9 protein-coding genes and 2 pseudogenes are annotated in these 13,673 nt (G+C 69.9%); 4 read left to right on the top strand and 7 right to left on the bottom strand.

The annotated features are described in order from the left end of the window. Positions 1-6 precede the first annotated feature (6 nt). The 4 genes and pseudogenes from AB0761_RS33875 to AB0761_RS33860 form a co-directional block, all read right to left on the bottom strand. The gene (locus AB0761_RS33875; RefSeq protein WP_377273071.1) at positions 7-900 is read right to left on the bottom strand and encodes a carbohydrate ABC transporter permease; all 894 of its coding nucleotides are present in this window, start codon (positions 898-900) and stop codon (positions 7-9) included. 11 nt (positions 901-911) lie between these two features. After that, on the bottom strand, positions 912-1,895 hold the full coding sequence (locus AB0761_RS33870) for a carbohydrate ABC transporter permease (protein ID WP_377273070.1): 984 nt from the start codon (positions 1,893-1,895) through the stop codon (positions 912-914). A gap of 109 nt (positions 1,896-2,004) precedes the next feature. Beyond that, a complete protein-coding gene (locus tag AB0761_RS33865; RefSeq protein ID WP_377273069.1) occupies positions 2,005-3,330 on the bottom strand; it encodes a carbohydrate ABC transporter substrate-binding protein in 1,326 nt (441 codons plus the stop codon). Between the two features lie 241 nt (positions 3,331-3,571). Then, positions 3,572-4,586: pseudogene (locus tag AB0761_RS33860) on the bottom strand (LacI family DNA-binding transcriptional regulator). Positions 4,587-4,691: 105 nt separating this feature from the next. Here AB0761_RS33860 and AB0761_RS33855 point away from each other — a divergent pair. Then, on the top strand, positions 4,692-6,518 hold the full coding sequence (locus AB0761_RS33855) for a glycoside hydrolase family 35 protein (protein WP_377273068.1): 1,827 nt from the start codon (positions 4,692-4,694) through the stop codon (positions 6,516-6,518). A gap of 274 nt (positions 6,519-6,792) precedes the next feature. On the opposite strand, the gene AB0761_RS33850 is transcribed toward AB0761_RS33855, so the two are convergent. Next, positions 6,793-7,377 (bottom strand): TerD family protein, encoded by a 585-nt coding sequence (locus AB0761_RS33850; RefSeq protein WP_377273067.1) that lies wholly within the window; start codon positions 7,375-7,377, stop codon positions 6,793-6,795. 239 nt (positions 7,378-7,616) lie between these two features. On the opposite strand from AB0761_RS33850, the gene AB0761_RS33845 reads away from it, so the two are divergent. Further along, positions 7,617-8,447, top strand: a complete 831-nt coding sequence (locus AB0761_RS33845) for an SAM-dependent methyltransferase (RefSeq protein WP_377273066.1) — start codon at positions 7,617-7,619, stop codon at positions 8,445-8,447. Positions 8,448-8,702: 255 nt separating this feature from the next. Further along, complete coding sequence (locus AB0761_RS33840) at positions 8,703-9,839, top strand: hypothetical protein (protein WP_377274561.1); 1,137 nt, start codon at positions 8,703-8,705, stop codon at positions 9,837-9,839. A gap of 12 nt (positions 9,840-9,851) precedes the next feature. Here AB0761_RS33840 and AB0761_RS33835 read toward each other — a convergent pair. Further along, positions 9,852-10,214, bottom strand: a pseudogene (locus tag AB0761_RS33835) (aminoglycoside phosphotransferase family protein); the annotation flags it as partial. 761 nt (positions 10,215-10,975) lie between these two features. Here AB0761_RS33835 and AB0761_RS33830 point away from each other — a divergent pair. Next, the gene (locus AB0761_RS33830; protein WP_377273065.1) at positions 10,976-11,701 is read left to right on the top strand and encodes a hypothetical protein; all 726 of its coding nucleotides are present in this window, start codon (positions 10,976-10,978) and stop codon (positions 11,699-11,701) included. A gap of 532 nt (positions 11,702-12,233) precedes the next feature. Here AB0761_RS33830 and AB0761_RS33825 read toward each other — a convergent pair. Next, on the bottom strand, positions 12,234-13,547 hold the full coding sequence (locus AB0761_RS33825; protein WP_377273064.1) for a dicarboxylate/amino acid:cation symporter: 1,314 nt from the start codon (positions 13,545-13,547) through the stop codon (positions 12,234-12,236). Positions 13,548-13,673: the final 126 nt, after the last annotated feature.

Here is a 13,673-nt window from a genome sequence, read left to right as displayed (position 1 = left end):
GGCCCATCAGCCCTTGACTCCGCCGGATGCCATGCCCTCGATGAGCCGCCGCTGGATGACGGCGTAGACGATGAGGACCGGGACGATGACGATGACCATGCCGGCGTAGAGCCGCCCGTAGTCGGCCGCCGCCTTCTGTGCGGTGAACAGGTTGAGCAGGCCGACCTGCAGCGTCTTGCCCTCGCCGGGGAGCAGGGTGAGCGAGATGATGAAGTCGTTCCAGTAGGCGAGGAAGTTGAACAGGATCACCGTGGTGACCGCCGGCCGGGCCATCGGCAGCATGATCCTGGTCATGATCCGGAAGCGGGACGCCCCGTCCAGCGCGGCGGCCTCCTCGTACTCGACCGGTATCGACCGGAAGTACGCGGTGAGCAGATAGATGGTGAAGGGGATCGAGGTGGCCGCGTAGACGAGCGACAGAACCGTGGGGTTGTCGATGAAGAAGCCGCCGGGGAAGACGTCGACGAGCGCGCGGTCCCAGTCCACCAGCATCAGGAAGATCGGTACGACGATGTAGTTGACGTTGACGAAGAGCCCGCCGAGCAGCGCCATCTCCACGAGGCCGCGGCCGCGGAAGTCGTACCGGGCGATGACATAGGCCGCCGGCACGGAGACCGCCAGGACGAACACCAGCCCCAGCACCGTGACGAACACCGAGGTCAGGAAGTACTGCCCCATGTGGGCGTTGACGAAGGCGTCGACGTAGTTCTGGAGGCGCAGGCCCTTGGGCAGTGTCCAGGGACTGCCGAAGAACTCGCTCTTCTTCTTGAGCGAGGCGAGCAGCACCCAGACGACCGGCACCGCGATGACGAGTGCGAGGGCGACGACGAGCGCATAGGTGAGCGTGCGGCCGATCCGTGAGCGGGTGGCGCGCGGGCGGGGTGAGTTGATCACGGTCATGGTGCCTGTCCTCAGAACTGGAGGGGCTCGCGCCGCGTCGCCCGGCTCACCAGGAGCGACACGAGGAACGAGAACGCGAAGATGACGACACCGATGGCCATGCCGTACCCGTACGACGAGTTCGTGTACGCCTGCTTGTACATGTAGCTCAGCAGGACCTCGGAGGAGCTGTCGGGCCCGCCGCCCGTCATCGCGCGGACGAGGACGAAGCTGAGGTTGACCGCGCTCATGATGAAGAACGTCAGCGAGGTGCGCAGGTTCTGCCAGATGAGCGGCATCGTGATGGAGAAGAACTGCCGGGTGGCGGAGGCCCCGTCGAGCGCGCTGGCCTCGTAGAGCTCCTCCGGGATGCTCGCCATGCTCGACATGTAGAGGACCATGTAGTAGCCCAGCGACTGCCAGACCATCGCGATGGCGACGGAGTAGAGCACGACCTTCTGGTTCCCGAGCCAGACCTGCTGCCAGCTGTCGAGCGACAGCAGCCGCAGCGTGCCGTTGAGCAGGCCGTTCTTCTGGTCGTACACGGCGGAGAAGATCGCGGCGATCACCACCACCGAGAGCACATTGGGGATGTAGAGGATGAACCGGTAGAGGTTGCGGGCCCGCAGCCGTTGCCGGGTCATGATCGCGGCGAGGAACAGACCCATGCCCATGGTCACCACGGTCACCACGACCAGCAGCGCGACCGTGTTCTGGAACGCGCGCACAAACTGCTTGTCGTCCAGGAGGTGGGAGAAGTTGTCCAGCCCCACGAACTTCATGTCCGGGGAGAACCCGCTCCAGGTGTAGAGCGACATCCGGAACACGTTCACGGTCGGGACGACCATGAACACCGCGAAGAGGACCAGCGCGGGAAGCAGGCAGGCGAGCACAAAGCGGGTGTTGCCGCGGCGCCGGGCGGGGGCCCGGGCGCCGCGCCGGGTGGCCCCGGCGGAGGGCTCCGGTTCGGATATGTGGTCCGCTGAGCCTTGGGGTGGGGTGGAGAGGGTCGTCACCGTGCCGGTCCTTCGGTCGTACGAAGCAGTCCTGGGTGAACCGAGAGGGTCTCCCGGGTCTTGGAGGCGCCGGCGGCGACCCGGGTGCGCCGGGTCGCCGCCCGGCACATCAGTCGCCTGCCTGGCGCAGCTTCTCGCTGGCATCGTTCAGCGCGGACTGCCACTTGGCCTCGGTGGTGTCGCCGCTGATGATGCTGTTGGCGCTGTCGAAGAGGGTGCCCTTGATGTCGACGCCCTCCACGGGTGCGGTGCTGGCGAAGCCGCCGACGAGCGCGGAGACCGAGGGGTCCTCGTAGAGCTTGTAGAACTCGGCGTTCTCGCCGGACAGGCTGCTCGCGATGCCCTCGATCGGCTGGATCGCGTTCGACTTGGCGAAGATCTTCGCCGCCTCGTCGGAGTACAGGTAGGCGATGAAGTCCTCCGCCGCGTCCTTGTGCTCGGCGGCGGTGGGCACCCAGACCGACTCGACCGACGTGGTGAGGTAGCGCTTGCTGCCCGCGGTGAGCGCCGGCAGCGGGGTCAGGCCCCACTGGAAGCCGTCGGAGCGCGGGGCGTCCGCCATCTCGCCGACGATCCAGGTGCCGTTCGGCATGAACAGCGCCTTGTCGTCCAGGATCGACTGCTGGTTCTTGGTGAAGTCCTGCTCGTTGGCGTACCCGACGGTGGACGGCGCGGCGTAGCTCAGCAGCCGGGCGGTGATGTCGAGCGCCTTCTTGGCGTTGTCCGTCTTCCAGACGTCCTGCTTGTACGTCATGACGTCGGTGTAGAACTGCTCCCCGCCGACGTCGGCGAGCAGGGCGAAGAAGTACGAGTCGAGGTACCCGGCGGTCGGGTAGGTGAAGAGCGGGATGCCCTGCTTCTTGGCCGTGTCGCCGAGCGCGAACATCTCGTCCCAGGTGCTCGGGACCTTCCAGCCCTTCTTCGCGAACAGGCCCTTGTCGTAGAAGAGGCCGGTCGGCGCGTAGTACATCGGCATGAGGTACGTCTTGTCCGTACCGTAGGGGTTGGTGTTGAGGTTGCCGACGATGCCCTTGGTGAGCTTGTCGCCCACGGTCTTGTCCTCGCCGGGGATCTTCGCCTTCAGGACCGGGGTGAGGTCCTCCAGGGCCTTGTCCTTGACGAGGGTCTCGGTGAGGGCGGCCTTGCGGCCCTGGCCGAGCACGACGACGTCCGGGTAGCGGCCCGCCTTCATGTTCGGCGTGATCTCGTCCTCGATGCTCTTCGAGATCTGCAGCTGGACATCGATGTCGGGGTGCGAGGCCTCATACGCCTTGATGACCTGGGTGTACATGTCCCGGCCGTAGCCGCCTTCGAGGGCGGCGACCTTGAGGGTCGTCTTGCCGGAGTCCGCGCTGTCGTTGCCGCCGGCCGAGCAGCCGGCGAGCAGTCCGAGCACCGTGACCGCAATGCCCGCGGTGACGAGTGATCTCCTCATCTGAGGTCCTTTCCCGTGGACAGTTGCCCACCTGACTGCGAGCGGTAGAAGCGAGTCCGGGGGCCGGCCCTGCTTGTGGGCCGCACCGCCGCGACTTCGCGCCACCGCGCCCTGGATCGGGATCAGAGACGATCCGGGCTTGTTACGGTGGCACCGATAACATGACGAGTACGATGGCATCGATCACATGACGATGCAAGGGGCGTCCGAAAGACGGTTCAGACGAGCGCCGGGACGGGGCTCAGCGGGGACGCGGCGGCGCGGTGGAGGAGCGCACCGACAGCGACGGCGTCACGACCGATTCGCCGAGGTCCGCGTCGTCCCCCTGGAGCAGCAGCGCGACGGCCGCGGCGCCGTAACGGTAGAAGTCCTGCCGGACGGCCGTCAGCGGCGGCGCGCAGTAGGCCGCCAGCGCGATGTCGTCGACGCTCACGATGGACACGTCCTCGGGCACCGAACGGCCTCGCTCACGCAGCGCGCGGATCACCCCGAAGGCCATCTCGTCGCTGGCCACAAAGACCGCGGTGACCTCCGGGATCCTGGCCAGGATCTGCCCCTGGCGACCCGGAGTCGGGCGACCAGTCGCCCTCCAGGGGCGGCGGTGCCTCGATCCCGGCCGCGTCCAGAGCCTCCTGCCAGCCCTGCCTGCGCTGGCGCGCCTCGATCCACTCGTCCGGTCCCGAGACGTGCCACACCTGACGATGGCCCAGGTCAAGCAGGTGCTGCGTGGCCACGCGGCCCGCCTCCCGCTGGTCGATCCCGAGCACCCGGGCGCCCGCCGTCCGCGAGCCGTCGAGGGTGACAGTCGGGATCTCCCGGGTGATGTCCTCCATCTTCCGCGTCACCGAGATGAGCGGGACAGCGATCACAAAACCGTCGACGCCCTGGTCGGCCAGCTTGGACAGCGACCGCTCCATCAGGCCGACGTCCAGCGCGGAGATGGTCGCGATGCTCACCGCGTACCCGGCCGCGCCGGCCGCCGCCTCGACACCGGCGGTGACCGCCGAGCGCGAGTAGTAGCCGCCGGAGGCCAGCAGCACCAGCCCGATGGTGCGGCTGCGCCCCGAAGAGAGCGCCCTGGCCGCACTGTTGAACCGGTAGCCGACCTGTTCCACGGCCACCTGTACGCGCCTGCTGGTCTCCGGGTTGACGTTCGGCGAGCCACGCAGTGCGCGCGAAACCGTCTGTGCCGACACCCCGGCGATCCGGGCCACATCGGCCATGCTCGGCTGTCTCTTCGCGCCGTCCTCGTTCATGACGCTCCCCTCCTGCAGCGGGTCCGCGACGCCGTGTCCTTGATCCTAGCGCACTTGTTACTCATGTCATCGATAACATACGCTCCCATCGTGACTCAGCCGCCCATGACACAGATCCCTCCGGTGCAGACCGCGGCCGACGCGGCGCACGGCGCCGCCACCAGCACGCTCACCTGGCGCGAGGGCCGCATGTACCGCAACGGCGTCCCCCACCGCATCCTGTCCGGGGCGCTGCACTACTTCCGCGTGCACCCCGACCTCTGGCGCGACCGGATACGCCGCCTCGCCGACCTGGGACTCAACACGGTCGACACCTATGTGGCCTGGAACTTCCACCAGCCCCGCGAGGAGGACGCGCCGCGCTTCGACGGCTGGCGGGACCTCGAACGGTTCATTCGCACGGTGGGCGAGGAGGGCCTCGACGTCATCGTCCGGCCCGGCCCGTACATCTGCGCGGAGTGGTCCAACGGCGGCCTGCCGAGCTGGCTCACCGGCCGGGACGTCGCCCTGCGCAGCTCGGACCCGGCGTTCACCTCGGCCGTCGGCCGCTGGTTCGACGAGCTGGTCCCCCGCATCGCCGCGCTCCAGACCTGCGAGGGCGGCCCGGTCGTGGCGGTGCAGGTGGAGAACGAGTTCGGCAGCTACGGCGACGACCATGCCTATCTGCGCTGGAACCGCGACTCCCTGGCCGGTCGCGGCATCCGGGAACTGCTGTTCACCGCCGACGGCCCCACCGAACTCATGCTGGACGGCGGCACCCTGCCCGGAACCCTCATGGCGGCCACCCTGGGCTCAAGGCCGGAGGCCGCCCGCAGACTCCTCGCGGCACGGCGACCGGACGAACCCTTTGTGGTGGCCGAGTTCTGGAACGGCTGGTTCGACCACTGGGGCAAGCGGCACCACGTCCGCGGGGTGGAGAGCGCGGTGAGCACCCTCCGCGGCATCATCGCCGACGGCGGCAGCGTGAGCATCTACATGGCGCACGGCGGCACCAACTTCGGACTGTGGGCGGGAGCCAACGAGAGCGAGGGCCGGCTCGAGCCCGTCGTGACGAGCTACGACTCCGATGCGCCGATCGCCGAGGACGGCAGCCTCACCGCCAAGTTCTTCGCCATGCGCGACGTGCTCGGCGCCCAGGAACCGCTTCGCTCGCCCGAGCGGTTGCCCACCCTCCCGCCGACCCGCGTCCCGCTCGTCCACCGCACCGACCTGCTCGCCGGCCTCCGCGCCGTCCCGGCCCCGACCTCGACCGCACCGCTCCCCGCCTCCTTCGAACAGCTGGGGCTGGACGCCGGAATGGTCCTGCACACCGCGCACCCGCGCATCCCCGCGGGCGAGCACCGGCTGGTCCTGACCGACGTACGCGACCGGGCGCTGGTCTTCGCCGACGGAACCCTCCTCGGCATTGCCGATTCCGGTTCACCGGAACTCCCCGTACGGGGAACCGGCGACGTCGTGCGGCTGGAGGTCCTGGTCGAGAACGTCGGCCGGGTGAACTACGGGCCCACTATCGGCCGGCACAAGGGCCTGCTCGGTCCCGTCCTCATCGACCGGCGCATGGTGCAGGGCTGGGACAGCATGCCGGTCGCGCTCCAGGAGTGGTCCGCCGCGGAACTGGCCGAAGCGGCCGCCGCCGGTCCCGCGACCACGCACACCGGGTTCGCCGTCGCGAAGCTCCACGTCGACACACCCGCGGACACCTTCCTCGCGCTGCCGGAATCAGGCCGCGGCCTCGTCTGGGTCAACGGGTTCCTGCTCGGCCGCCACTGGGAGATCGGGCCGCAGGTCACGCTGTACTGCCCGGCGCCGCTGCTGCACGCCGGCGAGAACACCGTGACGGTCCTGGAGTTGGAACGGCTCGGCGGAGTACTGGAGTTGCGGGACCGTCCGGAACTGGGACCGCCGGAGGAGTACATCGAGGAGTTCGACTGACCGGGCCCGCACCATGCCGGGAGGGCCGCCCCGCGACGGCCTTCCACGGCGCGGCCCCGGCAGGCTGCGGATGACCACGGCGACGGGCTGACGGGACGGCGGCAGGCCCGGCGCATGTCCAGGTCAGGGGTGAGCAGTCGGGGGTGAGCAGTCAGGGGTGAGCAGTCGGCACCCCGCGGCCGGACCGGCGCCGCGGCCCCCGGTCTCCCGGCAGCGGAGGGACGGACGGCATGTCCGCGGCCCGGGGCCGAGCCCCGGGCCGCTGCGACGTGTCCTACTTGCTCACGGCGAAGCGCATCAGCGCGGGCTCGTCCCCCTGCTTGATCTTCCCGGTCTCGTTGATCACCTGGAGCTTCCAGCTCGCGCCGTGACGTATCGCCTTGGCCACCGCACAGCCGTTGTCCGTGCTCAGCAGGCTCGGCCAGATGTCAGCCACCTGCTGGGTGCTGCCGCCGGTCGCGTCGTACACCTTGAAACTGACGTTCCGTGCCTTCTGGAAGCTGCTGCCCCGCTTGAACGCGGCAGCGATGAACACGATCGCCGTGATGTTGGACGGCACCCGGCCGAACTCGACGGTCACCGTCTCGTCGTCGCCGTCCCCGTGGCCGGTCTGGTTGTCGCCGCTGTGCACCAACGAGCCGTTGCCCAGCGGATCCAGGGAGTCGAGCCCGGCCAGCCGCACCGGGTCTGCACCCTGCATCGCGATGGCGATCAGGTCGAGGTCGGTACCGCTCTTCCGGCGGATCTTGCCCATCAGGCCGCCGCTGGTACCGGCGGTGGGATCCCAGGACACCCCGATGGACAGATGCGTCACCCCGTCCAGATCCGCAGGGCCGTCTTCCTTCGTGAGCGTGATCATGCGTGGTCCTCCCGGAGATGCGACTGCGACAGATGAAGTGTGCCCCTCCCCCTCGGCGCTCAGCCCGGCAGGTCCGCACATCCGCGACGGCCGGGTGGGTCCCGACCGTCGAATCCGCCTGGCAGACGCGGCCCCTGGAACCGGACGGCGGCCGGGCGCGTTGGGCCGGGGAGGGGCGCACGCCGGGGGAATGCAACGCTACGCTCAGGCCGGGACCGTTCGGAAGTGGAGGGCACACGATGGCCGACGACTCGGGATGGCGGGAGTGGGACGAGCGGGTGGCACAGGATCTGCGGACCGATGTACCGCACCCGGCCCGCATGTACGACTACTACCTGGGCGGGAAGGACAACTTCCCGGCGGACCGCGAGGCGGCGGAGGCTGTCATCAAGGCGTATCCGCCGTCCCGGGCGACTGCCCGGGCGAATCGGGACTTCCTCGGCCGGGCGGTGCGCTTCACCGCCGACGACCTGGGCATCCGGCAGTTCCTCGATGTGGGTACGGGCATCCCGACGCAGGGCAACACCAACGCGGTCGCGCATGAGGTCGCCCCGGACGCCCGCGTGCTGTACGTCGACAACGACCCGATCGTCCTCACCCACGCCAGGGCGCTGCTCGCACACGGCGACGAAGGGCAGCGGACCCAGGTGATGCTGGGGGATCTGCGGGATCCCGCGGCGGTGCTCGCGGAGGCCGGGAAGATCCTCGACCTCGGGCAGCCGGTGGCGCTGATGCTGGTGGCGATCCTTCACTTCCTGCGTGACCAGGAGAAGCCCGGGGACATCGTGCGGCTGTTGATGTCGGAGCTGCCGGCAGGGTCGGCGCTGGTGCTGTCGCACGCCACGACGGACTTTGCCTCGCGCGAGGCGATCACGGAGGGGAAGCAGATCTACGACCAGGCATCGGCGCCCTTTGTGCCCCGCAGCGGGGCGGACGTGATGGACCTCTTCGCGGGCCTGGACCTGGTGGAACCGGGGCTGGTGCAGGCGCCGTTCTGGCGGCCGGACGGCGAGCCGCCGGCGCACGCCAAGGAGATCTCCTTGTACGGCGCGGTCGGCGTCAAGCGCTGACGGGGTGCGGCGCGGCAAGGCCTTGCCCTCTGGTCACGGCCGACGCGGCATCCCCATGCGCGGAGAATTCCTGCAACTCGTCTGCGGCCGCTGCGGGTGGGCAGCTGGCCGAACGAAGCGGAACCGTTTCCCGACGGTGGAGCTCCTGCGGTGTCCGGGACCGCCGGTCCCGGGCCACGGGCCGTACACTCGGGCGTTCGGTCCGGAGGGGGAACGGTGCGGGATCCATTGGTGTGGCAGGCCGGGGACGGCCCCATGGCCGAGTGGCTGGAGTGGGCCGACGCACAGCTGATCGGGCCGCAGTCCGGCGGGTATTCCGTCTGGGGGGACCTGCGGTGGCCTGATCAGCCGTACGGAGTGGTGCTCCGCAGCGGGCTCACCCCGGCAGGTGTGGCGGACCTGCTCACCGCCGAGCGGGTCGACGGGCTGTACGTACGGACCAGCGGCGGTGCTCGGCTGGACGAACCGAGCGTGGAGATCGCCCCGCTGGCCGAACCGGACACCCGGCCCGGCGGCCACGGTACGCGCATCCTGCTCGCCAGGGCGTCCGGTGCCCCCGCAGGAGCCGTCCCGGTCACAGCTCGCGTCCGGACACCGGCTGACCTCTGCTCCTGGCTGCGGCGGCTGTCACCGCTGCTGCCCGGCGGTACGGGGGCGGCCGACTGGCCGGTCGGGACGCTGGCTGCGCCCCTCGCTGCGACCTTCCACCACCGCAGGGACGACATTCTGCTGGTCCTTCAGCCGCTGGAGCAGGCCGAACAATTCGGCGCCAACGCCTCCGCCCAGCTGCTGGTCCGCTGCTCGCGCGCGGATGTGGCCCGCCACGCGGCCGCGCTGGGGTCCCGGGCCGTGCTGGAAGCGCGCCCGACCGCGAACATGCACGAACTCCACAGGTGGCTGGGCGAGTTGTGCGAGGCGTGGGGCAGCGCACCACTGCCGGGGATGGGCATGTGGGCGGGCGCTTCCCCGCTGCCCGGCGGCACCAGGGCGAGTGTCCACCGGATCGAGGAGGGCGCAGCGGAACTGGTGCTCTGCCGAAAGGGGCGGTCGGAGTTGACGGTGCGCGGACCACTGGCGGATGTGGCCCACTGGGCCGGCCCGCTGCTGGACCCCGGCTTGCACGACCAGGTCGCGGCGACCTCCCGCCGACGGGTCGCGGGCTGGCTGAAGCGAACCGAGCAGGCGGTCTTCGGGACGTCCGCCGCCTGGACCGTCGAGCAGGCGCAGGACCCCTTGCCGTCCGCCGAACTCGCGGCCTGGCTCAGCAGCCACCACTCGGACTGCCGGATCGCCGTCTCCGGCGTCGCCGACGGGGCGGTCACCCTGATCGGCACCCGGAGCACCCCCGGAGCCGTCGCTGTCACCGGCCGCCGGGCGACCGCACCGCAGTAGGCACGGCGGGACGGACGTGACGAGCCAGGCGCATTCGGCGTCGAGGGCCGCTGCGAGCTCGTCAAGGGTCCGACCGGGCCATGGCGGCAGCGGCGCGTCGTGCAGCGTCCCTGCGGCGGCACCCGCCGCGGCCCACGCCGCCGGCGACGCGGTCGACGGCTCGCCGAGGCGGGCGGGTGCCGTACCCGGGAGGGCTGCGAGCACGAGGACGAGCGGCTTCCGCCACAGAACCTCCGGAGTCGGGATCGGCGCCATGGCCATCGCCTCGACCTCGACGTCGGTGCGCGTTTGATCCGCGTCGATCACCAGAAACACGTCGCCGACGCGCGGCGTCGCGCACTCGTGATGGCCGACAACAACCTCGGCCTCCTCCACGTCGACCATTACCGCGGGACGACCGCCGATGTCGGCGGGGTTTATCCCGGGCGATTACAGGGGCCTCGGGCGGTGGCGGCAGGGTCCCGGCTCCCGGCCTTCCCCCACGTGTTTCCGGCGTCCGCGGGGCCGCCCACGGGGTCATTGACGGATCAGCGACGGATGTCCGGCGGTCCGTCGACTGCCTGGCCAAGTGCCCTGCGGAGCCAGGACCACAGCGGCCTTCCCGGAAGCGCCGGGCGTCCCGCGGAACGAGCGGCTGGAGACCGGGATTGTGCACCGGGCCAGCCGAATGACGGGCCTGAACACCGTGATCGGACGGCTGAGCGTCCAGTTCGGAAGTACCGCCCCCGACGAGGTCACCCAGCCAATGACCGGGGCCCGCCACCGGGCCGACGCTGCCCGACACCAGCGAGAAGCACGGACAACAGCACCGACGACGCCACATCGTCCCGATGGTTCCTGCGCCCTGTGCCACCCAGGTTCTCGCAGGTGAGCCCGTATTCAACCGCCTCCCGTGACGCAAACCACAGGCCGCCCGATCCCGCCGGCGCCGAGTGATTCTTACCCGATCCGGGGAATCTTTCCCAACATGCCTGCGGTTCAGCAAACTTGTACTCGATCATTGCCCTCGAGGGCTCCTGCTGCGACGATCGTCGACCACGCATTGACCCATATCGAACCTCGGTGTCCCCCCGGAAGTGTGCAAGTGAGAAACTGAACCGCACGCGACCCCACGTATGCCAGAAGAAGGAGAGAGAGTGCGCCTCACCATCGACTCGAAGACCGATCCCATCGAGAAGGTCCTCCAAGCCCTCAGCGCCCTGTACGGCCGCGACCTGGTTGCGGCGGCCGAGGAGGCGGCACCCGCGCAGCCCGAGGCCGCGCAGACCGCAGTTCTGGATCTGGAGGTGCGTCAGCCGGCGGCGGAGCAGCCCACCGAGGTTGTGGAGACCCCGGCCGAGGAAACCGCGCCGAGCGTGGAAACCGCTCCGGTTGTCGAGAAGACCGCTGCGCCGGCCGCGAAGCGCCCCGCGCGGAAGGCCCCTGCAAAGCGGACCGCTCGGGTGACGAAGGCTGCCGCCAGGAAGACGGCACCGGCCAAGAAGGCCACCGCCGAGAAGGCCGCCCCGGTCGAGAAGACCGCCCCCGAGAAGGCCACTCCGGCCAAGAAGGCGACCGCCGAAAAGGCCACCCCGGCCAAGAAGGCCACCGCCGAGAAGTCGGCCCCGGCCAAGAAGGCCACCGCCGAGAAGGCGACCCCCGAGAAGGCCACCGCCGAGAAGGCGACCCCCGAGAAGGCCGCCGCGGACAAGGCGCCTGCCGCCAAGAAGACCGTCGCCCAGAAGACCGTCAGCGCAACCGAGAAGGGCCTGCCCACCCCGGCCGAGGTGCGGGCCTGGGCCACGGCCAAGGGCATCCCCGTGAACGCCCGAGGCACCATCCCCGTGCACGTCCGCGACGCCTTCGCAAAGGCCCACGCCTGAGAGGCGGCCTCGGGATCGAGGGCTTCGGCACAGCAGGGATGTGCCAGTCCCGGCCTGCCGGCCGAGCCCTGCGCTCCGGGCCGCGGTCGGCTTGGCACAGGCCACCGAGGCGGCCATGGCCTGCCTTGTCGCTGCGCGGATCGGCCGGTCCGATCCGCGACGGCGACCTGTGATGCTCCCGCGACGGCGGTCGGCCCCGCCTGCCTCAGCGCAGGCGGGGGCCGCCGTGCCGACTGCTCCCGTAAGGCCTGACGCCTGCTCGTCCTCCCTGGCTTGCTGCCGGGCGGAGCGAGGGTGCTCGTGCCCTGGAGCCTGTCGGTCGCCTGCGCTGCCGACCCCAGAGGGAAGAGGAGCACGCGCTCGCGCCCCCGTGGACGCGTGACACCCGCCCGCGAGGCACCGGCCCGTCACCCCGTTGACCCGCCCGGGCCTGACGCCGTGGGAGGCCTGCGGTCGGGGCGAGACAGACAGAGCGAAGCGGCCTCCACTCTCCAGAACCGGAGACCGGAGGCCGCTTCGACGGGGTTCTGCGTCAGGCGTCGGCGAGCTCTCGGACACCCTCGGCGGACGCGCTCTCGGAGGAGGACAGCTCCTCGGCGTCCTCCAGGTCGCGCGGGTTGTTGAATGCGTCGAGGTCCAGGATCTTCTCGCGCGACGCAACCAGTACCGGCGTCAGAACCTGCCCGGCAACGTTCGTTGCGGTGCGCATCATGTCCAGGATCGGGTCGATCGCAAGCAGCAGTCCAACGCCTTCAAGCGGCAGACCGACGGTGCTGAGGGTCAGCGTCAGCATCACGATGGCACCGGTGAGGCCCGCGGTGGCGGCCGAGCCGATCACCGAGACGAAGGCGATCAGCACGTAGTCGCCGATCCCCAGGTGCACGTGGTAGACCTCCGCCACAAAGATCGCGGCCAGGGCCGGGTAGACCGCGGCGCACCCGTCCATCTTCGTGGTGGCGCCGAACGGCACTGCGAACGACGCATAGTCGCTGGGCACGCCGAGCCGCTGGGTCACACGCTGGGTCAGCGGCATGGTGCCCACCGAGGAACGGGAGACGAAGCCGAGCTGGATGGCCGGCCATGCACCCTTGAAGTAGTTGATCGGGTTGACCTTGCCGACCAGCACGAGCAGCAGCGGGTACACCACGAACATCACCAGGGCGCAGCCCACGTAGACATCGACGGTGAAAGTGCCGAGCGGCTTGAGCAGGTCCCAGCCGTACGTGGCGACCGACTTGCCGATCAGCCCGAGGGTGCCCAGCGGCGCGAGCCGGATGACCCACCACAGCGCCTTCTGGACGACCTCCAGCACGACCTTGGAGAAGTCGATCAGCGGGTCGGCCTTCGGCCCGACGGCGAGGCACGCCGCGCCGACCACCACGGCGAGGAACACGATCTGCAGCACGTTGGGCGTGCTGAACGCCTCGACGATGTTGGTGGGGATGATCCCGGTGAGGAAGTCGATCCAACTGCCCTTGTGCAGTTCGTCGGGCAGCGCGGCTGCGGTCAGGTGGACGCCGTCACCGGGCTGGGTGATCAGGCCGAGCAGCAGTCCGATGGTGACCGCGATCAGCGATGTGATGCAGAACCAGAGCAGCGTGCGCAGTGCCAGCCGGGCAGCGTTGGTGACGTTGCGCAGGTTGGCGACACTGACCAGCACGGCGGTGAACACCAGCGGCGGAACGGCCAGCTTGAGCAGCTGGACGAAGGTGCCGCCGATCCGGGTGAGCGTCTCGGTCAGCCAGTTGACGTCGGCGTCGCGGGCGATCAGACCGAGGACGACGCCGAGGACCAGACCCGCGAGGATCTGGGACCAGAATGGGAATCTCTTGAGCGAGGCGGGCAAGGGGAACTCCTGGAACAGCCGGACGCGGCCGGGCACCGGGGGACGGGGTGGACCGGCACGGTCGGGCGACTGCCGCACGCTCGACAGCGGGACAGCAGCGGGAAGCGGGCGACCGGGCCGGGGTGG

It is taken from the genome of Peterkaempfera podocarpi, assembly GCF_042466665.1.
GTDB classification, from domain to species: Bacteria; Actinomycetota; Actinomycetes; order Streptomycetales; family Streptomycetaceae; genus Peterkaempfera; species Peterkaempfera podocarpi.
This window is presented reverse-complemented; position numbering and strand designations above follow the sequence as displayed.

What these genes read in the sequence shown, in the direction of transcription:
- AB0761_RS33875 (WP_377273071.1), bottom strand. Translation starts at nt 900, where the DNA reads ATGACCGTGATCAACTCACCCCGCCCGCGCGCCACCCGCTCACGGATC.
- AB0761_RS33865 (WP_377273069.1), bottom strand. Translation starts at nt 3,330, where the DNA reads ATGAGGAGATCACTCGTCACCGCGGGCATTGCGGTCACGGTGCTCGGA.
- AB0761_RS33855 (WP_377273068.1), top strand. Translation starts at nt 4,692, where the DNA reads ATGACACAGATCCCTCCGGTGCAGACCGCGGCCGACGCGGCGCACGGC.
- AB0761_RS33850 (WP_377273067.1), bottom strand. Translation starts at nt 7,377, where the DNA reads ATGATCACGCTCACGAAGGAAGACGGCCCTGCGGATCTGGACGGGGTG.
- AB0761_RS33845 (WP_377273066.1), top strand. Translation starts at nt 7,617, where the DNA reads ATGGCCGACGACTCGGGATGGCGGGAGTGGGACGAGCGGGTGGCACAG.
- AB0761_RS33840 (WP_377274561.1), top strand. Translation starts at nt 8,703, where the DNA reads ATGGCCGAGTGGCTGGAGTGGGCCGACGCACAGCTGATCGGGCCGCAG.